The organism is Nocardia sp. NRRL WC-3656 (assembly GCF_000720265.1).
Taxonomy (GTDB): Bacteria; Actinomycetota; Actinomycetes; order Mycobacteriales; family Mycobacteriaceae; genus Nocardia; species Nocardia nova.
In genome coordinates this window covers 84454-109325 of sequence record NZ_JOJF01000014.1, presented here as the reverse complement: position 1 = coordinate 109325, position 24872 = coordinate 84454, and the positions used below count along the sequence as shown (strand labels likewise).

Here is a 24872-nt window from a genome sequence, read left to right as displayed (position 1 = left end):
GAGTCGCCTCACGATTGTGAGACTGGACACCATGACCACGGCAAAGCACTCGACAATCGTCGACAGGCCCGACGACCGGACGGTCGCGGCAGTGGTCGAGCTGGCGCAGCGAGCACCCTCGGTCCACAACACGCAACCCTGGCGCTGGATATTCGACCGGCATCGGCTGCTCCTGTACACCGATCCCGATCGCGTCCTGCCCGGCGCCGACCCGCACGGCCGCGAGCAGGTGATCAGCTGCGGCACGGTGCTGCACCACGCTCGCACCGCGTTCGCCGCCCGCGACTGGCATACCGATATCGTGCGGATGCCCGATCCGCAGCGGCCCGGCCTGATGGCGGTCCTGGAATTCCGGCCCTGGGGTGACCCCCCGAACGGAATCCCGCATCGCGCGGCGGCCATCACCCACCGATACACCGATCGGCTGCCGATGGACGCGCCGAGGCACTGGGAGCAAGTGGCACCCACGCTGTCTGCTCTCGTCACGCCGCACGGGCTCGATTTCGACGAACTCGCCGGCGACGTCCGCGCCCGGGTGGCCGCGATCTCGCGCGCCGCCTCCGCGGCTCGGCGGGACGACTGGATGTATCAGGACGAATTGCTGTGGTGGGCAGGGAATTTCGAGGAAACCGAGGGGATTCCGGGCAGCGGTCTGATCTCCGCCGCCGAACTCGCGCGGGTCGATGTCGCCCGGCCGTTCCCCGCTGCCCCCCATTCGGAGCGCCGGCCCGGTCGCCTCGATCACGCCCGGCTCGTCGCGATCAGCTCTCCGGAGGATTCGCGCGAGTACTGGCTCCGCACCGGCGAGGCGCTGTCCGCGGTACTGCTGGAATGCACCGCGGCGGGACTGGGCACCTGCCCGGTCACCCACCTCACGGAGGTGCCGGCGGGTCGTCGCGCCTTGGCCGCGCTGCTCCCGCATCACGATTATCCGCAGGTCCTGGTCCGCATCGGCAGCTCGCCGCCGGACGAGCCGACTCCGCCGTCGACCCCGCGCCGCGATATCGACGAGGTGCTGACCTTCACCGAGCGGTGAGGCTACTCCGGCTCGAACCGACGCCGGCTTCACGCTCCGATCCCGGGTGCAGGAAACGATCCATCCGGACGGCGGCGTACCCGAATACCGAGAGGCCGCTCACCACCAGCAGGTCGGTGACGGTCAGTGCCTCGGTCTCCAGCAGCCGCTGCAGCAGTGGCAGATAGACCGCGGCGACCTGCAGCGCGAACGAGACCGCGATCGCCACCGGCAGCAGTGGATTGGCCGTCGACCACGGACGCGTGCGCGACCCCAGCGCCACGCCGAGCTGAGTGACCCCCAGGGTGAAGAACGCCATCGTCTGCCAGGGCCGATCGGTGTGGTGCGCCCACACCGCCACCGCGAGGGTGATCACCGTGAGCACGAAGGCGATGCGCGGAATCCGCTGCCACAGGCCCGCGCCGAGGATGCTCTGCGCGGGCGGGCGCGGCGAGCGCCGCATGATCGCCGGATCGGCCGGTTCACCGCCCAGCGCGACTCCGGTGAGACCGTGGGTGAGCAGGTTGACCCACAGGATCTGGGCGGCCAGCAGCGGCAGCGCGAGTCCGAACAGCGGACCGAACAGCATGACCGCGATTTCCGTCGCCCCACCGGAAAGGCCGTAGATCAGGAAACGCCGGATGTTCGCGTAGACGCGGCGGCCCTCCTCGACGGCGACCACCAGGGTGTCGAGATTGTCGTCGGCCAACACGAGGTCCGCGGCCTGCCGGGCCACCTCGGTGCCCCGCCGCCCCATCGCCACGCCGATATCGGCGCGCCGCAACGCGGGCCCGTCGTTGACCCCGTCCCCGGTCATGGCGACGATCTGGCCGCCGGCCTGCAGGGTATTGATGATGTCGAGTTTGCGGTCCGGTGTCGCCCGCGCGAAAACCGCGGCGCTGCCCAGTTCGGCGTCGCTCGCACTCCGCGCGTCGACGACGGCGTCGCCACCGGCCAGAATGCCCAGGTCGGTGGCCACGGCGGCGGCGGTGCCGGGATGATCGCCGGTGATCAGGATGGGCCGGATCCCGGCTCGGCGACAGGCCGCCACCGTCGCGGCCGCCTCCTCCCGTGGCGGATCCAGAATCGCGACCAGTCCCAGCAGGCGCAGGCCGTCCTCCGGATCCTCGCCGGGGGCCTCCGGACGATCCGCCGCGGCGACCGCCAGCACCCGGTACCCCTGGCCGGCGAAGGCGGCCGCGTGTTCCAGCGCCTCGGCGCGCAGCGACGGGACGGCATCGACCAGCCGCTCACGGACAACGGCCTCGGGCGCGCCTTTGCACACAGTGCGGTAGGTCCCGTCCGGTAGGCGGTGCACGGTCGTCATACGCTTGCGGTCGCTGTCGAACGGCAGTTCCGCCACGCGCGGCAGCCTGCTCCGCAACTCCCGTTCGTCGATGCCGGCATCCATTGCGGCACAGAGCAATGCGGCTTCGGTGGGATCACCCAGCACCGCCGTCTCGTCCGTATCGGAGGTGGGTGCGACGAACTGCGCGTCATTGCACAACACGGCGGCCGCCAGCAGTTCGACGACCGCCGGATCGTCCTCCGACGACCGCTGCGCCACCGTCCAGATATCTCCGACGACCATCCGGCCCTCGGTGAGCGTTCCCGTCTTGTCGGTCGCCAGTACGGTGACCGACCCCAGCGTCTCGACCGCGGGCAGCGTGCGGACCAGAGCACGGTGGGCCGCCATGCGGCGCGCGCCCAGCGCCAGCCCGAGGGTGACCACCGCCGGCAGCGATTCCGGAACCGCCGCGACGGCGAGGCTGATCGCGGTCACCAGCATCAGTTCCAGCGGTTGATGCCGGACCATTCCCAGCGCGAACACCACCACGCAGAGCACGACCGTGACCGCGGCCAGCAGGCGCCCGATGTCGACCAGACGTCGCTGCAGCGGCGTCGGACCGGTCCGGCGGTCCAGCAGTCCGGCGATGCGGCCGGTGGCGCTCGCAGCTCCGATCGCCGTCACCACCGCGGCACCTCGGCCCTTGACGACCACGGTTCCCGCTGACAGCGTCACGTCTCCGTTCACGGACTTGTCCACCGGCAGCGATTCCCCGGTCAGGGCCGACTCGTCGACCATCAGCGCCGCCGCGTCGACGACCGAGGCATCGGCCGCGACGATATCGCCCTCACCCAGCACCACGACGTCGCCGACGACCACCTCGGCGGCCGGAATCTGCTGTTGACTCCGGTCGCGGATCACCCGAGCAGTGGGTGCCGTCAACTGTTCCAACGCCGAAATGGCTTGCTGGGCACGGATTTCCTGTCCGACGCCGACTGCCGTGTTGACGACGATGACCAGTGCGATGACCGCCGTATCGGTCCAATCCCCGGTCGCGACGGTGAGTGCCGCGGCAACCAGGAGCACCAGGATCAACGGGTCGCGCAGCTGCCTCACCACCCGCCGCCACCACGGTGCCGGCGGCCGCCGCGGCACGACATTCGCGCCGTCGCGGGCCCACCGCTGGGCGGCCTCGGCCGACGACAGGCCTGTCGGCATTGTCCTGGTGCTGCTGAAGCCTGTCACCGGGCGATATCCTTCCGGCCGATGTGCTGAGTGGGTTCGTCCTACTCCGACGATCCATCCCAGGTCCCTCCGGCACCAGGGTCTTTCGACGCCCTTTCGGCGAGCTTCCGCGACAACCTCGCGGCGGCGAGGCCCGTCCAGCGTCCGACCGGGCGATCCGTCGCCCGGCCCGCTGTTCCCTGTCGCACTCCGGGATCGGAGCGGTAGGCTCTCTTCAGGCGTAAATACCGACGTTTCGCGCATTCGGACGGTGGAGAGCAGGACTGACGACATGCCCGACCACGAGCGACCCGGTTCCTACTCGGTGCGCGACACCCTCTCGCAGCTGCGGCTACGCGAGCTGCTCGCCGAGGTGCGCGACCGCGTCGACGAGATCATGGATTCGCGGGACCGGATGGATGGTCTGGTCGAGGCCATGTTGTCGGTCACCGCGGGACTCGACCTGGCCGAAACGCTGCGCACCATCGTGCACGCCGCGATCAGCCTGGTCGACGCCCAATACGGCGCCTTGGGCGTCCGCGGCCACGACGAACACCTGCTTCAGTTCATCTACGAGGGCATCGATGAACCGACCCGCAAGCTCATCGGGGATCTGCCGGAGGGCCACGGCGTGCTGGGCATGCTCTTCACCCAGCCCAAACCGATCCGGCTCGAGAACCTGGCACACCACCCGTCGTCGGTCGGATTCCCCGCCCACCACCCGCCGATGCGCACGTTCCTCGGTGTTCCGGTGCACATCCGCAACGAGATCTTCGGCAATCTGTATCTCACCGAGAAGGCCGGCGGGCAGCAGTTCACCGAGGACGACGAGCTGATCGTGCAGGCGCTCGCCGCCGCCGCGGGTATCGCCATCGAGAACGCCCGGCTGTACGAGGCCGCTCGCAACCGGCAGGCGTGGATCGAGGCCACCCGCGATCTGACCACGGAATTCCTCGCCGCCGACGAGCCCGGCCGGGTGCTGGCACATCTGGTCGACCACGTGCGGGTCCTCACCGGATCGGAGTGGGTGCTGCTCGCCACGGTGACCGACCCGGATGTGCCGGCCGAGGAGATCACCGAGCTGGTCGTCGACCAGGCCGCGGGCGAGGGGGCCGACGCCGGACACTCCCTCGATGTCACCGGCACCATCGGGACGGCCTTCGCGGACCGTAAGCCGCTGCGTTTCGAGGATGTGGGCGACCTCGACTTCGCCGCACTGTTCCCCACCGGCGGCCCGGCACTGCTGGTCCCGCTGCACACCCGCGACGCCCCGCAGGGAATCCTCATCGCGGTCCGGGCGAAGGACACCGCGCCCTACGACGACGAGATGCTGGAATTGACCGCCGCCTTCGCCGATCAAGCGGCGCTGGCCATGCAGTTGGCCGCCACGCAACAGCGATTGCGCGAACTCGACGTGCTCACCGACCGCGACCGGATCGCCCGGGATCTGCACGATCACGTCATCCAGCGGTTGTTCGCGATCGGGCTGTCGCTGCAGGGCGCGGTACCCCGCACCCGCGTTCCCGAGGTCAAGGCCCGCCTCACCGAAGCGATCGACGGTCTGCAGGATGTGGTCCAGGAGATCCGCACCTCCATCTTCGATCTGCACGGCGGCACCAGCACGCGCTTGCGCCAGCGCCTCGACGAGGCGATCCGCCAGCAGTGCGGCGACACCCCGATTCGCAACTCGCTGCGGGTGGCCGGACCGCTCTCGGTGGTGAGTTCGCAGCTGGCCGACCACGCGGAAGCCGTTGTGCGCGAAGCGGTCAGCAACACCGTCCGCTACGCCGGCGCCACGACGCTGGAGGTCGTGATCGGTGTCGGGGACGACCTGACGATCACCGTCACCGACGACGGTTGCGGTATCGGCGACAACATCACCCCCAGCGGGCTGACCAATCTCGCCGAGCGCGCGCGTTCGCTGGGCGGCGCCTTCCGCACGGTGCCCGGCGCGGCGGGCTCGCAGCGGCCGGGTACGCGGCTGGAGTGGTCTGCTCCGTTGAGCTGACCACCCCGCCGACTGCTACCGAACCTGCTGTTACGCGGTCTTTCCGGCCGGTTGGCGGACCACGGTGATGGGGCATTCCACCGATTGCGCCAATGCCGCGCTGGTGGAGCCGAGCAGCATTCCGGTGAATCCGCCGCGGCCGTGGCTGCCGACGACCACCAGCTGCGCGTTCTCCGACGCATCGAGCAGGGAGCGCACCGGCCGATCCAGCACCATTTCGCGACGCACCTTCACTTCCGGATACCGTTCGGAGTATCCGGCCAGCGTTTCGGCCAGCACCGCGTCCTCGGATTCCCGGATCGCGTCCCAGCCGACGATCGCCGGATCGAGGCCGCTGCTGCGGTCGCTCCACGCGTGCAGCACCACCAGCCCCACATTGCGACGCGACGCCTCCTCGAAGGCGAGCTCGAGCGCCGGCACGCTGTTCGCCGTGCCGTCGACGCCGACGAGAACCGGCTTCACCGCCGTGACGGCATCCGTCGCCGAGATCGAATGCACCACGGTCACCGGGCAATTCGCGTGCCGGATGATCGCGGAGGACACCGACCCCAGCAGGCCGCGCCGGATGGCGCCGAGGCCACGGCTGCCCACCACGATCCCCTGGGCCTGATCGGACTGTGCGATCAGATGGCCGATGATCGCGTCGGTGGTGATCTCGGTGGTGATCACCGGCGTACGGTCCGGTGTCGCGGCGCGGGCGATGCGGGCGGCCTCGACGAGGATGCGTTCGGCGTCCACGCGCAGCCAGCTCATATCGTCCTCGGTGAGGATCGGTGCGGGACCCAGCCCGCCCGCGACCGAGATCGACGTGACCAGATGCAGGCGGCAGTCGCGCAGTGCGGCGTCGGCGGCGGCCCAGGCGGCCGCGTGGTAGCCGACGGCCGAGCCGTCGACCGCGGCGACGATCGGCGAATCGGTGTGCCGCTGCGGTACCGCGTAGTGCTCGGTCATGATGTTCTCCTCGTGGATCGGGTGGTTGTGGATCGGGTGTTCACGGAGTTCCGATGGGGCGGCTGATGTTTCGCCATTCCCGGGCCCAGCCGGCACGATGCCGGATACCGAAGGCCCAGGCCGTCAGCCATACCAGTGCCGCTGTAGCGAAACAGATTTCGACGAATGTGGCCATTCCCAGCCCGACCCCACGCATCGCGGCGGTGTCGGCGGGCAGCGGTGCGGCGGTCGGGCGGCCGTCGGGCGCGAGCCACATGGTCAGTTGCTGCCCGGGATGCGCGGTCGCCGCCACGGGCGTCGTGGCTTCGGCGGAATGCCCGTCGCGGGTCCACCGAACCGTGGCCTCGTATCGATCGGCGGAGACGTCCATCGACGTCGCCGTCGTGCGAACCGGATCGGCGACGATCGTGGCGGCGACCGCCGTCTTCGCCGCGTTCTCGTCGCGAATCTGCACGGCGGCATCGGTGTAGCGGGCGGTGCCCATCGCCGCGCAGACCGGCACCGCGCCGAGAACCACCACCACGGCCAGGATCCGGATGACGGCCTCGATCCGGTCCGACGGCCGCATCAGCCGGTTCGCCGCGCACGGACCCGTGCGCCACGCGCGGATTGCCAACGACGGATACCGCGTCATGTCGGTCATCTCCTCACAGCCGGGTCACGACGTCGTCGAGCGGTCGTCGTGGTGTCGGTGACAGCGGGGAACCGGTTGCGGCCCAGCCGGTTCGGATGATCATCTGCGGATATCCGCTGTCGTCGAGGAGGTCGGTGCGCAGTTCCGCGCGCACCTCCGGGATTTCGAGCGGTTCGCTCAACGGGCAGGTTGCCAGCCCGAATGTGGTCGCGGCCAGCAGAATTGCACTGGTCGCCTCCCCGGCGCGCAGTCGGCTCACCGTGTCGTCGCCGGCGGTGTAGAGCATAAGCATGTGATCGGCGTCGGCGATATCGCGAACCACCCCCTCCGGCAGCCGGGGATCGGCGAACGGCCGGGCCGAGGCGTCGCTCGCGGCGACCGCACTGCGAGCCGGAACACCGTCGGGTGCCGCGTGATGGCCGCTCCAGCGCGCCAATTCGGCGCGGTAGGCGGCGTCGGCGTTGTGTGCGGCGGCGGCACGTTCGAAGGCGTGCAGCAGCCGCACCCGCTCGCCGTCGGCGACCACATCGCGGACCAGCACGCCGTTTGCCGCCGCGGCGGCCGTCAAGGAGCCGATGTGAATGTCGGGCACCTCCCAGGAGGTGTAGTGGCGGCGGTCGCTGTGGCGCAGCGGGATCGCGCGGGAAAGGCCGACCGCTTCGGCCGTCGCGGGGGCGGGCCGGAATTCCACGGCCGCCAGGTGCTCCGGCACCGCCGGGTTCGGCAATCGGTGCACCACCGTCGCCCAGCCCAGCGCCGCGGCCGCGACCCGCAGATGATGCAGTGCCGCACCGCAACTCACGATCAGATCGCGCTGGTCGGGGTCGGTCTGCCGCAGCTGCCGGCTGGTGTCGGCGTACAGCTGGACGGTGTCGTCCCCGATGCGCCACAGCCACGGCTGGCTGTTGTGCACCGACGGTGCGCGCACCGCCAGGTCCACCGCTGTCATGAGGGTGTCGTAGTCCGGATGTCTCGTCATGATCATCGGTCTCCTACCGCGGCAGGCAGATCCAGTACCTGGCCGGTCGTCGCGCCGCCGTCCACCACGAATTCCGATCCGGTGGAGAACGTCGCCTCGATGACGATGAACCGGACCATGGCGGCGACTTCTTCGGGTTCCCCGAAACGGGCCAACGGTTGTGCGGCCGTGACGGATTCGTCCATACCGGCGGTCATCGCGGTGCGGATCGGGCCGGGATGCACCGAGCAGACCCGGATATTCGACGGTCCCCATTCGAGCGCCGCCGCCTTGGTCAGTCCGCGTAATCCCCATTTGCTGGCGACGTAGGCGCCGATGCCCGCGTACCCCATCAGGCCGGCGGTCGAGGAAATGTTGACCACTACTCCGCCGCCGGCCGCGCGCAGGCGCGGACCGGCCAGGTGCATGCCGAGCCACGAGCCGTACAGGTTCACATCCAGGACGTGGCGGAACATCGTTGGTGGCTCGGCGTCCACGCCGCCGAAATCGACGATGCCGGCGTTGTTCACCAGGACGGCCAGCGGGCCGAACGTGGCTTCGGCGTCGGCGATCACCCGCTGCCAGGCATCCTCGTCGGCGACGTCGAGGCGGCGGAAGATCGCGCCGGCGCCCAAGGCCGTCGCTGTGGCGGTGCCGTCGCGTTCGAGGAGATCGGCGATCACCACGCCGAGCCCCTCCTTGGCGAGCTCGGCCGCCACGGCGGCACCGATGCCCCGTGCGCCCCCGGTGACGATCGCACTGCGACCACTGAACGTGCCCATTGTCTGTCGCCCCTTTCACTGGTGCGTTGTCGCACTCAGCATCGCGCCCCGGGCGGTGGGCGGGGCACGGCCGAAAGTCACCGGAACGCCGAGTCTTCGGACAGTCGTGACCGCCGGGCAGTCGTCGCCGATCGGATCCGGCGCCGTGAGCGGCGGGCGGTCGCCGCATCGGCCGGCTCCGGTGGACCCTCGGGGCGGCAGTGCGGGACCAAAGGCCCTGGCGGCCCTTCCCCGACGTCGGGAAAGGTCGGGGTATGGCAGGAATCACTCTCGGCGACGGCGTCGGACGCTGGCACATGTTGCTGGCCGCGTCCGCGGGTGCGGTCGCGGCGAGTGTCCTCGCGCTCGCGGTCGCGCTGGGCATCGGCCTGCATCTGAGCGCGCCGCTGGACAGCACTCCGGCCGGGCACGGCGTAGCCGCCGGAGCGGTGGCCTTCGCGCTCGTCGTCGGGATACCGATGGCGGTCACCGCGGGCGGCGCCCTCACCGGTGATCGGCGCGTCGCCACGGCCGCGGTGATCAGCGGGTTACTGCTGATCTGCTGGTTGCTCGCCGAGATGACCGTCCTCCGCGCGCTGGACTGGGCGCAGCCGCTGTATCTCGTCCTCGGCATCGTCGTCGCCGGGCTGGGACTGCATATCAAAACCGAGGAGATCGAATCATGACCGGCATATGCGCGCGGCGGATCGATCAGGGTGAAAGGAAATACCGATGAGCTCTCAGTATGCGGACGACGCGCACCACCTCGTCTCCGCGCCGATCGTGGTCGGTGTCGACGGGTCGGCCGGTGCCCGCACCGCGCTGCTGTGGGCGGCCGAGGTCGCCCGCGACCGAGGACGTGACCTGCGCATCGCCTACGGACTCGACCTGCCGAGCGCGAGCCGGGTTTTCAACAACTACGACATTTCCGAGCCGGCGGTGCTGGAACGCCTGCGCGCCCACGGCGCCGCCCTGGTCGCCCGCGAGGCGCTCGCCGTCCGCGACACCCTGCCCGAGGTCCAGGTGAGCACTGAGGTCTCCTCCGAGCATCCGGCGCGAATGCTGTTGCGCCACAGCGCCACCGGTTATCTGGTAGCCCTGGGCGCACAGGGCGCCGGCGGTTTCGGCACCCACATCGGTTCGATCCTGCTGTCGGTCACCAGCCACGCCGAAGGCCCGGTCGTGGTGGTACGCACCGAGTCCGAGCAGCAGTCACGACCGCGCGAGACCGGCCCGGTGGTGGTCGGCGTCGACGGCAGCCCGCTCAGCGAGGGCGCGGTGGCGGCCGCGTTCGAGGAGGCCGCCGAGCGCGGCGCCGAACTGGTCGCAGTACACGCGTGGAGCGATCTGACCTTCGGCTCGTTCGTCGGCGACCCGTACACCTGGTTCCCGATGTCGGATATCGAGGTCAACGAGGAAGCGATCCTGGCCGAACGACTGGCCGGCTGGCAGGAGAAGTATCCGGACGTCTCGGTGCGCCGGCACATCAGCATGGCCGAGCCCGCTGCCCATCTGCAGCGGTGGAGCGAATCCGCGCAGCTCATCGTGGTCGGCAGCCACGGCCGCGGCAGCTTCCGCGGGCTGCTGCTGGGGTCGGTGTCGAATTCTCTTGTCCAGCATGCGAAATGCCCCGTCATGGTGGTGCGTTCGCCCGAGGAGAAGCAGGCGCATGACAAGGACTGAGCATTCGGCGGCCCGTCGCGGCGCCGCGGCCGCGGTCGGCGTCGCATCGTTTCTGGGCGGGCTGGCCACCGGCTACCGGCTCTTCGCCCGCCGGTGGTGTCTGAGCTGGGGCGCGACCGAGGAGGAGGTGCGCCGCCGCATGCCCGGCGACGATCTGCTCCTGCTTCCCGACATGCTCTCGACCCGGGCGATCACGATCGAGGCCGATCCGTCCGCGGTCTGGCCCTGGCTCGTACAGTTCGGGCCGGGACGCGGCGGAATCTACAGCTACGACTGGATCGACCGGCTCGTGGGTGTCGACGTGCACAGCGCCCGGTCGATCCTGCCGCAGTTCCAGGAGCTCGCCGTCGGTGACGTCGTCACGGTGAATTCCGACAGCACCCCGTCCCGGGTGGCGGTGCTCGAGCCCGAGCGAACGCTCGTCTTCCGCACCGACGACGGGAACTGGATCTGGGAGTTCGGGCTGTATCCGTGCCCGGAGGGCACCCGCCTGGTCAGCCGCAATCGGATCGCGACTCCCGGCGCCTCGACCGCGCTGCGACTGTTCAACACGTTCTTCCTCGAACCGGGCAGTCTGGTCATGGAGCAGAAGATGTTGCGCGGCATCAAGGAACGCGCCGAAGGGCACCACGTCGCCGAACCCGTGCGGATCGGGAGCAAGACACCGTGACCACCACCGGCACACCGACACCACTGCCGATCGCGCCGGCCTTCCTCGCGGTCGGCCGGTGCATGATCACGACCGTCGGGCTGCTGGCACGCCACCGCATCCACTGCCCGGCCCGGAACGTCGGGACATGGCTGAGTTTCGGCGACGGAACGTCGGCCTACGTCTACCAGGAAACCGTGATCGATCGAATCCCCTCGCCCGAACCGTGTGTGCTGCTGGTGCGTTTCGAGCTGCGAGGCGTACGCGGACGCGGACATGCGTGGTTCCGTCGCGAGAGCATCCTCAATACCGTGCTCTTCGCCGGATTTCCGGGCATGATCAGCAAATTGTGGCTGGCGCACGATCAACGCGGCGTGTACCGGGGGCTGTACGAATGGGACGGGGTGGCGTCCGCCGACGCCTACGCCCGCGCGCTCTGGCGGGTGCTCGCCCTGGTCAGCGTCCCGGGCTCGATCGATTATCGAGTGCTGCCCGGCCTGCGCCGCCGCGACCTGCCGGTGGCAGCCACCGGTCACACCGCAAGCGGCAGGGAATGGTGGCGGGTCACCGAATTCCGTTCGACCGCAGCGTAATTCGAAGCACGACGCACCGAACCTCCACCCGGACGGTTCGGCGCTCCCATGCCGTCGGTGTTCGTGCTGTCGGTGTTCACGCTGTCAGTGTTCGTCCGTCGCCGACAGCGTGACACTCTCCCCGGTCGCCAGCACGACGGTGCGGCCGCGGCATTCGACCGTGATCGAACGCGCCCCGTCCGTATCGGAGCTGATCTCGATCCGCCGGGCGTCGATGCGCACCGTCAGGCGATGGCCGTGGTAGATGATCGCGAAGGTCAGCGTGCCCAGTTCCGGCGGCCACGACGGGGCGAAGATCAGGCGGTCGTCACGGGTCTCCAGTCCGGTGAAGCAGCGCTGCACCAGATCGATACTGCCCGCCATGGCGCCCAGATGAATGCCCTCGGCCGTGGTGCCGCCCTGAATATCGGCGATATCGGATTCCAGGACGCTGGCGAAGAATTCCATCGCGCGGTCGCGGTTCGCCCGAGCCAGCACCCAGGCGTGGACGACGGCACTCAGCGTCGAGCCGTGCGAGGTGCGGGCCAGGTAGTAGTCGACGGTGCGCGGGATGTCCGCACCGCCGAAATCGTAACCGAGCCCGGCGAACAACCGCCCCAGCTCGTCGGCGGAGAACAAATAGAACAGCATCAGGACGTCGGCCTGTTTCGCCACCCGATACCGGTCGACATCGTCACCTTCGGCCTCGAGGATGCGGTCGAGCCGGCTCGTATCGCCGTAGCGGCGGCGGTAGTCGTCCCAGTCCAGTTCCGCCAGCCGGTCGTATCCGGCGAACTGGCTGATCACCCCGTCGTGGAACGGCACGAACATCCGATCGGCGACCTCGGCCCAGCGCTCCGATTCGACGGCCGGCACCGCGAGGCGGTCCAGCAGTTCCGACCGCACGCGCGGCGGCAGCAGTTCGACCGCGTCCAGCGCGCGCCGGATGACCCACACCGCCATGACATTGGTGTAGGCGTTGTCGTCGATCCCCTGATAGGGCCGCCCGGGATAGCCGGAATGAAATTCGTCGGGTCCGATGACGCCACGGATGTGATACCGGTCGTCGGCGGGATCGTAGGTGGCGCGGTCGGACCAGAATCGGGCGATCTCCACCAGCAGTTCGGCGCCGAACTCGGCGAGGAACGCCCGGTCTCCGGTCGCCTGATAGTAGTGCCACACGTTGTAGGCCACCGCCGGACCGGCATGCTGCGCGCGCGCACTGGCATCCGTATTCCAATGTCCCGAACGAGGATTCAGGTGCAGGCGCTGACTCTCCTCCCGGCCGTCACTGCCGGATTGCCACGGAAAGAGGGCGCCGCGACAGCCCTGGGCGCGGGCCGCGGCACGCGCCTGCGGCAGCCGGCGATAGCGGTACCGCAACAGTTCTCGCGTCAGCGCCGGGTCGCGCAGGCTCACCACCGGCAGGACGAACAGCTCGTCCCAGAACACGTGACCGCGGTAGGCCTCGCCGTGCAGGCCCCGCGCCGGCACCCCGGCATCGAGGTCGGCGGTGTGGCGCGACAGCGTCTGCGCCACCTGCAGGACATGCAGTCGCAGCGCTCGCACCGATTCCTCACTGGCATCCAGATCGATGCGCAGGCGCCGCCACACATGCTCCCAGGCGTCGGCGTGCGCGGCGCAGAGCGCGTCGTAGCCCGGCGCCTCGTCGAGCAGGCGCACGGCGGCCTCGTCGGGTGCGGAGATGGCGCGGTCGCGGCCGGTGAACACCGCTGCCGTCTTGTCGACGACGATGTCGCGACCGGATTCGGCGGGCACGACGAAATCGTGGCCGGCCGCGCCGTCGGCGAGTGCGGAGCCGGCCGTCTCCTGCGCCTCCGAGGTCACGGTGGTCCGGGTGGCCACCGCTACGGTGACCAGTGACTGCGTGGTCCGCATCAGCGCGCACACGGTGTGGGCGTCCGGGATGTCGAGGCGCAGTTCGCTCAGATGCGTTCCGGACAGCTCGCGGTACCGGTCGACTCCGGTGTTGCGAACCGAGGTGTCGATCGACGAGCGGACCGTGAGCGGCCCACTCCAGTTCTCCGGCGTCAGGGTGGTTCGCATCGCACACGTGTGCGGGGAGTCCATCGACGCGAAACGCTGCTGAACCACCGCGGTGATCCGGCCCGCGGTGTCGCGACAGCGCAGCCGGCGGGTGAGCAGCCCCTGGCGCATATCGAATTGCTGTGTGTAGTCCAGCAATTCGACACCATCGACATCGAACCATTCCTCGTCGGCGACGCGCCAGGTCAACGGAAGCCAGTTCGGCAGATTCACCAGGCTCTCGTTCTCGACGTGCCGCCCGGCGATATCGTCGCCGAGCCGGTTGTAGATCCCCGCGACATAGGTGCCGGGATAGTGGTGGGCTCCGGCACGCGTCTCCGGTGCGGCCGCGCGGGTGACGAGGTAGCCGTTGCCCACCGCGCACAGCGCTTCGCGCAGCCGCTCGGCATCGGGGTCGTAGCCGTCGTAGGTGAGCAGCCACGACCGTCCCACCGCCCAGTCGCTCTCCCCGGTGAGCAATTCGGCGATCCGCTCCAGGAATTCGCCGGCGCGCGCGGGACTGTCGAGGGCGAACCGCGCCGCGGTGCGCCGGTCGCCGGTATCGCCGTGGCGAACCACCAGCGGCATGCCGGTGACCTGGATCGCGTCGAACGCGTCCTCGTCGGTCAGATCGTCACCGAGGTACACCGGCATCACCGCGCGACCCACCAGATCCAGCACCCAGTGCAGGGCTCGGCCCTTGTCCCAGTCCACATCCGGACGCAATTCGGTGACCTTGCGGCCCGCGGTCACACGCAATCCCTGCCCGCGGGCGATGTCGTGCACGGTGGCCACCACCGTCGCCACGGCATCGGCGGCGACCTTGCGGTGATGGACGGCGACCGCGAATCGCTTCGGCTCGATCAGCACTCCGGGAATCCGGCTCAGCCGCTCGGCGAGTTCGGCCGCCGCCTGCACCAGCGCCCGCTCCGCCTTCGGGCCGCCTTCGTGCACGTGTTCGGTGCCGTCGGGCGCCATCAGTTCGAAGCCGTGGCTACCGGCGTACCAGATTCCCTCGACGCCCACGCGCGTGCGCAGATCCTCGAGTCCGCGACCGCTGATCACGGCGACGGGACACCGCGCGGCCAGTGCGGTCAAGATGGCGCGCACCCCCTCGATCGGGATCGCCGCATCGGGATCGGGCACGATCTCCGAGATCGTGCCGTCGAAATCCAGCAGTACCGCGACGTGCTCGTCCTCCACAGCGTCGGCGATCGACGGCCAGCACGCCAGCGCGTCCGCGATCTCCGACAGGCGGCGGAAACCACTGCGCACCCGGATCTCGTCGGCATCGGCGACCACCGCATCGGCTCCGGTGCACAGCAGCCGGTCCGGATCTCCGCCGCGTTCGATGCCGATCACCAGTCCGAAGCCGCCGCGCCGCCCGGCGCTCACCCCGGCCTCGGCATCCTCGACGACGACCGTCCGCTCGGGTTCGGCGCCCAGCCGCTGCGCGGCCAGCACCATGGTGGCCGGGTCCGGTTTGCCCGGCAGCGCGAGTTCTTCGGCCACGACACCGTCCACCCGCACGGCGAACAGATCCCCCAGCCCCGCGGCGTCGAGCACCTGGGCCGCGTTGCGGCTGGCCGAGAACACCGCGGTCCGCACCCCGGCGGCGCGCAGGCGGCGCACCAGGGCCACCGTGGTGGCGAACACCGGTACGCCGGATTCGGCGATCCGCGCGAGGAACACCTCGTCCTTGCCGTTTCCGAGCCCGCAGATCGTGGCGTCGGCCGCCGTATCCGACGACTCGCCTCGCGGCAGTGAGATCGCCCGGGAGGCAAGGAAATCCGCGACACCGTCGTACCGCGGCTTGCCGTCGACGTAGTCCTGGTAGTCCGAGGCGGTGAACGGGGCGCAGTTCTCGCCGGGCCCGGGCTTGCGGGCGGCGAGGAATCCGTCGAACACCTGGGTCCACGCCGCGGCGTGAACGGATGCCGTGTCGGTGACCACGCCGTCCATATCGAAGATCACCGCGTCGTAGCGACGCGCGTCGATCACCGGCCCGGCCACCGGTTTGTCAGGGTGCACTCCTCCAGCCTCCGCCCGTGCGCGGGCCCCGGCAAGGTACACAAGTCCTCATCCGCACGGCCACCGGTCCCCGGCCGCCGATCGGCAGCGGCGGTGACCGCCGTAGCAATCCGGCAGAGTCTTTGGTCCCTGGCGAATCCCGGGGGCTCCGGCAACCATCGAGGTATGAACCGTGCTGCCGTGCGAGCGGTCGTCTCGACGGCCACGTCCCGGACCGATGCCGCCCCGTCGATCGGCCCGCTGCCGGCGACATCGGCCGCCACCTCGACGCCGGCACAGGTGCTGGCCGCGGTGACCACTACCGACACCGGCCTGACGAGCACGGAAGCCGCGCGCCGACGTCACCTGCTCGGCCCCAACGCTGTTCGCACGCATCGTGCCCGGCTGCTCGCCGTGGTCGCGCGGCAGTTGCGTTCGCCGCTTCTGCTGCTGCTCGGGGTCGCGGCGGTGGTGTCGTTCTTCGTCGGCGAACGTTCCGACGCGGTCGTCATCGGGATCATCCTGCTGGTGTCGGTCGGGCTGGGGGCGGTGAACGAGTTTCGCGCCGAACGCGCCGCCGACGCGCTGCACGAGCGGATCCGCCACGGCGCCACGGTGATTCGCGACGGCCGGCCCGCATCGGTCGACGTGGTCGATCTGGTCCCCGGCGATGTGGTGGAGATGCGGGCCGGGCAGCTGGTCCCGGCGGATGTGCGGCTGCTGTCGGCGACCGGGCTGCAGTGCGACGAATCGGTGCTGACCGGCGAATCGGACAGCGTCGAGAAATCGACCGACCCGGTGCCACCGGAGTCGGGCGTCGCCGAGCTGTCGTGCTGCGCCCTGATGGGCACGGTCGTCGCCGCGGGCCACGGGCGCGGGGTCGTCGTCGCCACCGGAGGCGCGACGGAGTTCGGCCGGATCGCCCTCGGGCTGGGAAAACGACAGCCCGACACCGAATTTCAGATCGGGCTTCGGCAGTTCTCGATGCTACTGGTGTGGGTGGCCGCCGCCCTCACCGCCGGCATCTTCGCGGTCAACCTGGCCCTGCATCGCCCGATCCTCGATGCCCTGCTGTTCTCGCTGGCGATCGCGGTCGGCATCTCACCCCAATTACTGCCCGCCGTGGTGTCCACCAGCCTCGCTGCCGGATCACGGCAGCTCGCGCGGTGCAAGGTACTGGTCAAGCGGATGGTCTGCATCGAGGACCTCGGCGATATCGAGGTTCTGTTCACAGACAAGACCGGCACCCTCACCGAAGGGCGCATCGAATATCTGCACGCGCTGGCGGCCGACGGTTCTCCCGGCGACGAGCCGGTCGTCTACGGTCTGGCTTGCACCGACGCGACCGTCCACGACGGACGCCAGGCCGGCGCCGATGCGCTGGACACGGCACTGTGGAGCGCGTGTGCGGCCGAACACGCTGCCGCGGCGGGTTTCGTCCGCCGCGCGGTCCTGCCCTTCGACCACAACCGCCGCATGGTGTCGGTCCTCGTCGCCGGCCCGGACCGCACCCCCACGATCATCGCCAAGGGCGCCCCGGAGGCCGTGCTCGCGCGCTGCCGCGACGTCCCGCAGGCCGCTCGCACCGCCCTCGACGCCGAGTTCGCGGCCGGTCACCGCATCGTCGCCGTCGCGACTCGGACAGCGGTCCGCGCCGATCGCCTCACCACCGACGACGAGCGCGAGCTGACACTGCGCGGCTTCCTCGTCTTCCTCGATCCTCCGAAAGCGAGTGCGCGCGACGCGTTGCGGCGTCTGGCCGGCCTGGGCATCACCGTGAAGGTGGTCACCGGCGACAATCCCGCGGTCGCGGTCCGGGTGTGCGCCGACCTCGGCCTGGACCCCGGCCGGCCGCTCACCGGCGCGGACCTCGATCGCCTCGACGACGCCTCGCTGACCGAGTTACTGCCCACCACAACGATATTCGCCCGCGTCGACCCCGAACAGAAGGCGCGGATCGTCCGCCTGCAACGGCATGCCGGACGCGATGTCGCCTTCCTCGGCGACGGGGTCAACGATGCGCTCGCCCTGCACGTCGCCGACGTCGGCGTCTCCGTCGACTCGGCGACCGATATCGCCAAGGATGCCGCGGATATCGTGCTGCTGGAAAAGGATCTGCAGGTCCTCGCCGAGGGAGTCATGGCCGGGCGCCGGATCTTCGCCAACACCATGAAATATGTGCTTATGGGCACGTCCAGCAATTTCGGCAATATGTTCAGCGCTGCCGGTGCCTCGGCGTTCCTGCCGTTCCTGCCGATGCTGCCGGGACAGATCCTGCTCAACAATCTGCTGTACGACACCAGCCAGCTCGCCATCCCGACCGATACGGTCGACCCGGAACAACTCGCCCGCCCGGCACGCTGGGATATCGGCCTGATCCGGCGTTTCATGCTCGTCTTCGGCCCGATCAGTTCGGTGTTCGACTTCGCGACCTTCGCGCTGATGCTCGGTGTGTTCCACGCCGGTGCGGAGCTGTTCCACACCGGCTGGTTCGTCGAATCGCTGTGCACGCAGACGCTGGTGTTGTTCGTGATTCGCACCCGCCGCAGTCCCAGCTACCGCAGCCGGCCGAGTATTCCGCTGGTTCTCGCCGTGCTAGCCGCGGTCGGTGTGGGTGTGGTTCTGCCGTACACGCCGGTGGCGCCCGATCTCGGCCTCACCCCGCTGCCCGCCGCGTTCTTCGGCACGTTGGGCGCGACGGTGCTGGTCTATCTGGTTCTCGCCGAAGCCGCCAAGCGGTGGTTCTTCCGCACTCCGGCACCGACGCCGGCCCATCCGCCGCGGACCGATCGCCGGGTACAGCGTCGCGCGTCGCGCTTCAGCGTCCGTGGGGTGCGCACGCCGATCGGCACGACACCGGCTCGGACGGAGCGTCCGAACCGGCGCCACCGGATCCGTATGTTGCTGTCCCACAGCTGATTCGACGCCCAGATGCGCGTCGACCGATCTACTCCGGCTCCACGTGCTCGGGCACCACGAGCGTCGGGCAGTGGGCGCGATGCAGCACCGCCGCGCGCGTGGACCGCATCGCGGTTCCGACCAGGCCGGTCCAGCGGTGCCGGCCCACCACCAGCAGTTGCGCGTCACGCGCTCGTTCCAGCAGGACCTGCGCGGGCCCGCCGAACATCACCTCGGTTTCCAACGGGACCTCCGGATACTTGCGGTGCCATGGATCCAACTGCCGGTTCAGCGCCCGCGTCTCGTCCGCGCGGAACTGCTGAAGTTCTCCGTCCAGGACGAATCCCCCTACCTCGTCGTCGCAGCACCGGACGGCCTCCAGACCGACCCCACGCAGCGCCGCCTCCTCGAACGCGCAGCCGACCGCGGTCCCCTCCTCGTCGACGCCGACCACCACCGGTCGCGCGTCCTCGCCCACGGTGAACAGGCTTTCGCGGTGGACGACCGCGACCGGGCACCGAGCCTGTCGCGTCACCGCCGAACTGACCGAACCCAGCAGCGCGCGCCGGACCGCGCCGCGGCCGTGGCTGCCGACCACGATCATCGGCGTGCTCGCCGAGCGCTCCACGAGCGTGTCGATCACCGGATCCGCGGTCAGTTCGGTCGTGACGTCCACGCCGTCGGCCACATGCCGGGCCATGGCCGCGGCCTCCGACAGCACGCCTTCGCCGTTCCAGTACAACCACTCCCGGCCGCCGACGATCTCCATCGCGCTGAGTCCGGTCCGCGGCGCCGAGGCCGAGGAGAGCAGGATCCGCAAGCCCCAGCGGCGCACGGCCGCTTCGGCCGCCGCCCACCGCACCGCCTGCAGCGCCGTACCGGATCCGTCGACCGCCGCGACGATCGTCCGCTCGGTCCCGTTGTCACTGCTCATCGCCGCCTCCTGCTGCCGGACCTGCTCCGATCGTCCGGCCGCGCCGACCGTCGATCTAGGGCCGAAAGTCGCCACCGCAGGCCGACTTCGTCCGCGGTCGGCAACCTGGGCGAAATCGGCGCGGATGTCCCGCCAGGACAGGTCCTTGGTCCCTCGCGCACGCGCGTGGCCGCGGGCATTGTCGAGGCAGATACCGAGAAAGAGGACGCCATGGACTACCGGGTAGACGTATGCGAAGTGCCGCCACACGCGCTGTTGCGACTACCTCGCGCGATCCGGGCCGATCGGCCCGGCGAGGACATCACCGCGGGTATGCGCGAATTGTTCGCGACCGTCGCAAGATCCGGCCTCACCGCCAGCGGCCCGACCGCGATCACCTACACCGACACCGACACCGAACGATCGGCGATCGCGACGAGCGTCGACTTTCGCGTACCGATCGAGCCCGCCGCCGCACTGAGTCCGGCCTCGGGTGCGGAAGTCGTCGTCACGCCGGGCACGACGGTGGCCCGCGCCTGCCATCGCGGCAGCTATCACGATCTCGGCGCTGCCTACCGAAGTCTGGCCGAATGGGTGGATCGCAACGCCTATCGGATCACCGGCCCGCCGACCGAGGTCTATCTCATCGGTCCCGACGAGGTCAGCGACCCGCGTCAGCTCGTCACCGAGATCCGGCTGCCCGTGGCCCCCTCACCGACGATCGTCACCCGCGTGCTCTCCGACTTCGACACCGCACTGGACCGGACCAGGAACGCGTTGCGGTCCAACGGCTTCACCATCCTCGCCGAGGTGGACCTGAACACGGCGCGTTACGACGGCCGCACCCGGCGCCTGGCCCACCACACCATCCTGGAGATCTGCCGCCGCAACCTGCTCGCGGCCGAACTCGCCGGCGACGACCGGGCCGACATGATCGTGCCGCATCCGGTGGTCGTCCGGGAGCGTCACGACACCGTCGTCGTCGAGGCCCTCGACCCGGCGATCTGGGCCCGCGCACTCGGCGACGAGGAACTCCTGACCCTCGCCGCCGACAGCCGCCGCCACCTGATCACCGCCATCGACGCCCTCGCCGCGACGGCGACCGCGACCGACGGTTAAGCCCGCACACCAGCGGTGAGAGTGGACGGCCCACCTACTGCGACGACGCCACCACCGCTGCCTCGGCAGCTGATTCTCATCGCGAAAGATGTTGCCGGGCAGGGGATTCGGTCACATCGAATAGCGGAGGATGGCGGCGGCCGACGCCTCGTCCGGGATATCGGCTTTGCGCACCGCCAGCACCCGAGCGCCCGAAAGCAGTGCGCGGCGGGCAATCTCGTCGAGGATCCCCGGTATCTCGGTCTCGGAGGGGGGACCGAATTCGATCGCGCCGGTGTCCGGGGCGACCGTGCCGGGCACTGCGGTGTCGATATCGACCAGCAGCGTCTGCACGATGCCGAAGGTGGCCGCGCGGGCGATGTCGGCGAGGTCGGCGGTGGCCCGGGCCTCGCTCCGGCGCTTCTCGAACAGCTGACGCAGATCGGCGAGCTGCGCCGCGTAGTGGCCGTCGAGGATGTGGCGGGCCTTATCGGCCAGGTCCTGATCCGACAGGTGTTCCGGGTTGCCGGGAATTCCGTCGTCGAGCAGTTCCGCGTAGGTGGCGACCGAGCGGTAGATCGCGTCGATCGGCTCCGCCGCCGCCAGGATGAGCGGGGTGTCGCGTCCGGAGAGAATGTCACGCAGCGCCCGGTCGACGGCACGCGCGTACTGCCGGGCCAGCACCTTCTTCCTCTCGCTGTCGGTCAACCGCCGCTTAGGCGCGCGATCGTCCATGGGCTCGCCCGCGAAATCGACGGCGCCGGTGGGCATTTCGGGAACCCGGACATCCTCGGCCGGTCGGTCCGGAGTCACCTCGACCAGCCGCGCCGACCCCTCGGCCAGCGCCAGGACGAATGCGGACTGCGGGAATGTGACGGCTCGTAGCAACGGCTTGAGCAGGAACCGGTCCGAGACGGTGACCGCCGCACCCAGACGGTTCGGGATCCGGAAGGTCCACATGCGCTGCGGGGATACGTGCACGACCAGGGTGTGCGATTGGAAGCGCCAGAAATCTCCGTCCTCGGCCAGATCGTCGAGCTGTTCGGCGATGGCCGCGCGGCTGTCCGCATCGGTGACGAGCTCGACCGCCTCCCGGACCTGATTGCCGAACGCGATCCGGTTCGCCTCCGGATTCGCGGTGGCGGCTTCGGTCGGCAGGTAGATCGACACCGACCAGGGGCCGGTCCATTCGGCGAGGGTTTCGATCTCGCGGCGGGTCGGGATGTCGGTGTGCAGCACTTCGATCCTCCTTCGTTGCCCGAACTGTGCGACGGGTGCACGGGCCGTGCCGGATACCGGCCGTATCGTTAGCCAATTCGTAACCACGTCGACGCTACTGGACATCGGCACGGGCCGGTACGCATCCGAGTATCGGATGCCGAAACGTTGCTGCATTCGTTTCGACGACTCACCGGCTGGGTGCGGGCGTGGCGGTCGGCGACAGCGGGGCCGGCCTGCCCGGGGCCGTGGCGGCCGTCGTGGCGGTGGCCGGGGTCGTGGTGGCGGCTGCGGTGGTGGTCGTCGCGGCGCCCGTTCCGTAGAGGTGCTCGATGATGTGCTTGGCGATCTCGGTGGCGGCCGCGCTGCCGGCGGCCGTGGGTTCCAGGTTCGCCCACACCACCACGGTCACCTTGTGCGCCGGATCGGATCCGGCGAAGGTGTTGAAGCCGGGCAGCTCACCCGTATGTCCGTACAGCGCTCCGAATTTCGCGATGGCGAGACCGTACTGCGGCGCCTCCGGCGGGTTGGCCGGATCGGTCGCCTGCAGGCTGCTCATGCGCCGGCCCTGCATGTCGGCGTCGAGGACCTTGCCGTCGGTGAGCGCCTCGGCCCAGGTCGCCAGGTCCCCGACCGTGGAGATCCCGGCACCCGCGGCCCAGCCCCAGGAGGGATTGTCCGCGGTCCGATCACCGGGCAGCAGCCGGCCCGCCTTGGCCTCGGCCTGCATCTCGGGCGGCAACGCCGGTGGAGATCCCATGGTCAAGACGTTGGTGCCGTACATGTAGCCCTGCGGATGCGGGTCGGGTATGGCCGCCGACGTGCGCGCCGGGAACGAGCTCTGAGTCAGCCCGAGCGGTCCGAACAGCCGATCCCGCATGATCTGTTCGAGCGGTTTGCCGTCCAGCTGCTCGGCGATCAGCCCCAGCAGGATCGTGTTGGTATTCGAGTAGTGATAGCCCTGTCCCGGCGGGAAATACGGCGGGTGCGCGAATGCCATGGCGAGCAGTTCGTCGGGTTGCCACACCCGGCCCGGATCGGCGTCCATGGCCTCGGCGAGTTCCCGGGTCTCGCTGTAGTTGTAGAGGCCGCTGCGCATGTCGAGCAGCTGGGCGATGGTGATGGCCGCGCCGCCGGGCACATCGGTGCGGTACTTCGAGACCGGATCGTCGAGGGCCAGCTTGCGTTCCTGCACCTGTTGCAGGATTACCGTGCCGGTCCAGGTCTTGGTGAGCGATCCGATGCGCACATGGTCGGCCGCGGTGACCGCCGGGCCGCCGCCGAAGGTGCGGGTGCCGTAGGAGGTGCCGACGTCGCCGGCGGCGGTGCGGACGAACGCCACGGCGCCCGGCACCGACGCCGGACGCGCCACCGACTCGACGATGCCGCGCAACGTGGGCTCGTCGAGCGGATGGATTGCCGGGGCCGGCGAGGTGGTCGCCGCGGCGGACGTGGTGCTCGCGGGCGCGGGTTTCGACGACGATCCGCACCCGCAGGCGACGAACAGAACTGCGACGCCGGTCAATGCCCCGGCGATCAGCCGGGGCCGGATCGGCACGGAAACCACGGGCACTGCACGACCTCCCTCATCGGGAACGGTGGAGCCGGGATTGAAACTCTACTGCGCCAGCGCCTCTCGCGGACGCGGTTGGCGAATGCTCAGCGACATCACCGCCGCCACCGCGCACAGACCTCCGGCGATGAACCAGGCCGGCTGGTAGCTGCCCTGCACGTCGCGGATGAAGCCGGCCCCGGATGCGGCGATCGCGGCGCCGATCTGATGTGAGGCGAACACCCAGCCGAAGGCGATCGCCCCGTCGGCGCCGAAGTGTTCGCGGCACAGCGCGACCGTCGGCGGCACCGTCGCGATCCAGTCCAGACCGTAGAAGATGACGAACACCCACATGCTCGGCCGCACATCGGGAGCGAACAGCATCGGCAGAATCAGCAACGACAGGCCGCGCAGCGCGTAGTACATCGTCAGCAGGTACCGCGAGCCGATGCGGTCGGTGAGCCAGCCCGAGGCGATCGTTCCCGCGACGTCGAAGATGCCCACGGTGGCCAGCAGTCCGGCCGCGGTGGTGGGCGGCATGCCGTGATCGTGTGCGGCACTGACGAAATGAGTGCCGATCAATCCGTTGGTGGAGGCGCCACAGATCGCGAAACCCCCTGCCAGCAGCCAGAATACGGGCCGGCGCACGATCGCGGCCAGGACGGTCAGCGCCCGCGCGGCCCCGCCGGCCGCCGCGGTGCGCAGGCCCGCGTCGCTGCCGGGGCCGGCGCCGTAGGCGGTATGTCCGATATCGCCGGGGAAGTCACGGATGAACAGCACCACCAGCGGCACCACGGCCAGGGCGGTCGCGGCGACGACCAGTGCCGGGGCCCGCCAGCCGTGGTCGCGGGCCAGCATCGAGACGAGCGGCAGGAACACCTGCTGTCCGGTGGCGCCGGCCGCGGTGAGCACACCGGTGACCAGTCCGCGGTGCCGGACGAACCAGCGTCCGGTGATGGTGGCCACGAACGGCATCGACATCGATCCCACGCCGACGCCGACCAGCAGCCCCCACGTCGCCATCAACTGCCACGGCTGTGTCATGAAGACCGTGAGCCCGCTGCCCGCGGTGACGAGGAGCAACGCGCACGCCACCACCAGCCGAATGCCGAACCGGTCCATCAGCGCGGCCGCGAACGGCGAAATCACCCCGTACAGCAGCATATTCACCGAGACCGCGGCGCCGATGGTGCCGTGCGACCAGCCGAATTCCTCGTGCAGCGGATCCATCAGCACGCTGGGCACCGAGCGGAACGCGGCCGCGCCCAGCAGGGCGACGAAGCCGACGGCGGCGACAATCCACGCAGGATGCGGACGACGCGCGAATCGGGGCGTGGGCCGCTCCGGTGACGGCGAAGGTATGTGGTCGGTGAGGCGAATTTCGGTCACCGAGT

18 protein-coding genes are annotated in these 24872 nt (G+C 69.8%); 8 read left to right on the top strand and 10 right to left on the bottom strand.

Going from position 1 to position 24872, the window contains the following annotated elements:
- Positions 1-31: 31 nt before the first annotated feature.
- Positions 32-1036, top strand: a complete 1005-nt coding sequence (locus tag IG65_RS0119585) for a nitroreductase family protein (protein WP_036525177.1) — start codon at positions 32-34, stop codon at positions 1034-1036.
- Here IG65_RS0119585 and IG65_RS0119580 read toward each other — a convergent pair.
- The gene (locus tag IG65_RS0119580) at positions 1023-3548 is read right to left on the bottom strand and encodes a cation-translocating P-type ATPase (protein ID WP_231509291.1); all 2526 of its coding nucleotides are present in this window, start codon (positions 3546-3548) and stop codon (positions 1023-1025) included. The two genes, IG65_RS0119585 and IG65_RS0119580, sit on opposite strands and share 14 nt — an antisense overlap.
- Positions 3549-3819: 271 nt before the next feature.
- On the opposite strand from IG65_RS0119580, the gene IG65_RS0119575 reads away from it, so the two are divergent.
- Entirely contained in the window at positions 3820-5535 is a 1716-nt protein-coding gene (locus IG65_RS0119575; protein WP_030516386.1) for a GAF domain-containing sensor histidine kinase, read from the top strand.
- 30 nt (positions 5536-5565) lie between these two features.
- Here IG65_RS0119575 and IG65_RS0119570 read toward each other — a convergent pair whose 3' ends face one another.
- Genes IG65_RS0119570 through IG65_RS0119555 form a run of 4 tightly spaced genes read right to left on the bottom strand, consistent with a single transcriptional unit; the run spans position 5566 to position 8860 of the window.
- A complete protein-coding gene (locus IG65_RS0119570) occupies positions 5566-6486 on the bottom strand; it encodes a universal stress protein (protein WP_030516385.1) in 921 nt (306 codons plus the stop codon).
- A gap of 40 nt (positions 6487-6526) precedes the next feature.
- Entirely contained in the window at positions 6527-7129 is a 603-nt protein-coding gene (locus tag IG65_RS35985) for a hypothetical protein (RefSeq protein WP_030516384.1), read from the bottom strand.
- A gap of 4 nt (positions 7130-7133) precedes the next feature.
- Positions 7134-8099, bottom strand: coding sequence for a nitroreductase family protein (locus IG65_RS0119560; RefSeq protein ID WP_030516383.1), 966 nt, complete (start codon positions 8097-8099; stop codon positions 7134-7136).
- A gap of 2 nt (positions 8100-8101) precedes the next feature.
- Positions 8102-8860, bottom strand: a complete 759-nt coding sequence (locus IG65_RS0119555) for an SDR family NAD(P)-dependent oxidoreductase (RefSeq protein ID WP_030516382.1) — start codon at positions 8858-8860, stop codon at positions 8102-8104.
- Between the two features lie 254 nt (positions 8861-9114).
- On the opposite strand from IG65_RS0119555, the gene IG65_RS0119550 reads away from it, so the two are divergent.
- The 4 genes from IG65_RS0119550 to IG65_RS0119535 are packed head-to-tail and all read left to right on the top strand — an operon-like array spanning position 9115 to position 11764.
- The gene (locus tag IG65_RS0119550; RefSeq protein ID WP_030516381.1) at positions 9115-9525 is read left to right on the top strand and encodes a hypothetical protein; all 411 of its coding nucleotides are present in this window, start codon (positions 9115-9117) and stop codon (positions 9523-9525) included.
- Between the two features lie 46 nt (positions 9526-9571).
- Positions 9572-10522 carry a universal stress protein gene (locus IG65_RS0119545; RefSeq protein ID WP_030516380.1) on the top strand — a complete coding sequence of 317 codons (951 nt, stop codon included), beginning with the start codon at positions 9572-9574 and terminating at the stop codon, positions 10520-10522.
- Positions 10509-11192 carry a hypothetical protein gene (locus IG65_RS0119540; protein WP_051756479.1) on the top strand — a complete coding sequence of 228 codons (684 nt, stop codon included), beginning with the start codon at positions 10509-10511 and terminating at the stop codon, positions 11190-11192. Before IG65_RS0119545 ends, IG65_RS0119540 begins: the two co-directional genes overlap by 14 nt.
- Positions 11189-11764, top strand: coding sequence for a hypothetical protein (locus tag IG65_RS0119535; protein WP_197039873.1), 576 nt, complete (start codon positions 11189-11191; stop codon positions 11762-11764). Before IG65_RS0119540 ends, IG65_RS0119535 begins: the two co-directional genes overlap by 4 nt.
- Before the next feature lie 84 nt (positions 11765-11848).
- On the opposite strand, the gene otsB is transcribed toward IG65_RS0119535, so the two are convergent.
- Positions 11849-15820, bottom strand: coding sequence for a trehalose-phosphatase (gene otsB / locus IG65_RS0119530; protein WP_255359472.1), 3972 nt, complete (start codon positions 15818-15820; stop codon positions 11849-11851).
- A 165-nt stretch (positions 15821-15985) separates the two neighbouring features.
- On the opposite strand from otsB, the gene mgtA reads away from it, so the two are divergent.
- On the top strand, positions 15986-18718 hold the full coding sequence (gene mgtA, locus IG65_RS0119525) for a magnesium-translocating P-type ATPase (RefSeq protein WP_081879593.1): 2733 nt from the start codon (positions 15986-15988) through the stop codon (positions 18716-18718).
- A 28-nt stretch (positions 18719-18746) separates the two neighbouring features.
- On the opposite strand, the gene IG65_RS0119520 is transcribed toward mgtA, so the two are convergent.
- Positions 18747-19631 (bottom strand): universal stress protein, encoded by an 885-nt coding sequence (locus IG65_RS0119520; protein ID WP_030516375.1) that lies wholly within the window; start codon positions 19629-19631, stop codon positions 18747-18749.
- A gap of 210 nt (positions 19632-19841) precedes the next feature.
- Here IG65_RS0119520 and IG65_RS0119515 point away from each other — a divergent pair, with 210 nt between their 5' ends.
- Positions 19842-20729: a GyrI-like domain-containing protein gene (locus IG65_RS0119515; RefSeq protein WP_030516374.1), complete on the top strand. Its 888-nt coding sequence runs from the start codon at positions 19842-19844 to the stop codon at positions 20727-20729.
- 111 nt (positions 20730-20840) lie between these two features.
- On the opposite strand, the gene IG65_RS0119510 is transcribed toward IG65_RS0119515, so the two are convergent.
- From IG65_RS0119510 to IG65_RS0119500, 3 genes are all read right to left on the bottom strand, one after another.
- Positions 20841-21947, bottom strand: a complete 1107-nt coding sequence (locus IG65_RS0119510; RefSeq protein ID WP_030516373.1) for a hypothetical protein — start codon at positions 21945-21947, stop codon at positions 20841-20843.
- Positions 21948-22116: 169 nt separating this feature from the next.
- Positions 22117-23499: a serine hydrolase gene (locus tag IG65_RS0119505; protein ID WP_063833670.1), complete on the bottom strand. Its 1383-nt coding sequence runs from the start codon at positions 23497-23499 to the stop codon at positions 22117-22119.
- A gap of 45 nt (positions 23500-23544) precedes the next feature.
- Positions 23545-24867 carry an MFS transporter gene (locus IG65_RS0119500; protein WP_231509290.1) on the bottom strand — a complete coding sequence of 441 codons (1323 nt, stop codon included), beginning with the start codon at positions 24865-24867 and terminating at the stop codon, positions 23545-23547.
- Between the last annotated feature and the right edge of the window lie 5 nt (positions 24868-24872).

Excerpts from the sequence above, each read along its gene's own strand:
- IG65_RS0119555 (WP_030516382.1), bottom strand. The coding sequence starts at position 8,860 with ATGGGCACGTTCAGTGGTCGCAGTGCGATCGTCACCGGGGGCGCACGG.
- IG65_RS35985 (WP_030516384.1), bottom strand. The coding sequence starts at position 7,129 with ATGACCGACATGACGCGGTATCCGTCGTTGGCAATCCGCGCGTGGCGC.
- mgtA (WP_081879593.1), top strand. The coding sequence starts at position 15,986 with ATGAACCGTGCTGCCGTGCGAGCGGTCGTCTCGACGGCCACGTCCCGG.
- IG65_RS0119540 (WP_051756479.1), top strand. The coding sequence starts at position 10,509 with ATGACAAGGACTGAGCATTCGGCGGCCCGTCGCGGCGCCGCGGCCGCG.
- IG65_RS0119550 (WP_030516381.1), top strand. The coding sequence starts at position 9,115 with ATGGCAGGAATCACTCTCGGCGACGGCGTCGGACGCTGGCACATGTTG.
- IG65_RS0119585 (WP_036525177.1), top strand. The coding sequence starts at position 32 with ATGACCACGGCAAAGCACTCGACAATCGTCGACAGGCCCGACGACCGG.
- IG65_RS0119545 (WP_030516380.1), top strand. The coding sequence starts at position 9,572 with ATGAGCTCTCAGTATGCGGACGACGCGCACCACCTCGTCTCCGCGCCG.
- IG65_RS0119560 (WP_030516383.1), bottom strand. The coding sequence starts at position 8,099 with ATGACGAGACATCCGGACTACGACACCCTCATGACAGCGGTGGACCTG.
- IG65_RS0119570 (WP_030516385.1), bottom strand. The coding sequence starts at position 6,486 with ATGACCGAGCACTACGCGGTACCGCAGCGGCACACCGATTCGCCGATC.
- IG65_RS0119515 (WP_030516374.1), top strand. The coding sequence starts at position 19,842 with ATGGACTACCGGGTAGACGTATGCGAAGTGCCGCCACACGCGCTGTTG.
- IG65_RS0119575 (WP_030516386.1), top strand. The coding sequence starts at position 3,820 with ATGCCCGACCACGAGCGACCCGGTTCCTACTCGGTGCGCGACACCCTC.
- IG65_RS0119520 (WP_030516375.1), bottom strand. The coding sequence starts at position 19,631 with ATGAGCAGTGACAACGGGACCGAGCGGACGATCGTCGCGGCGGTCGAC.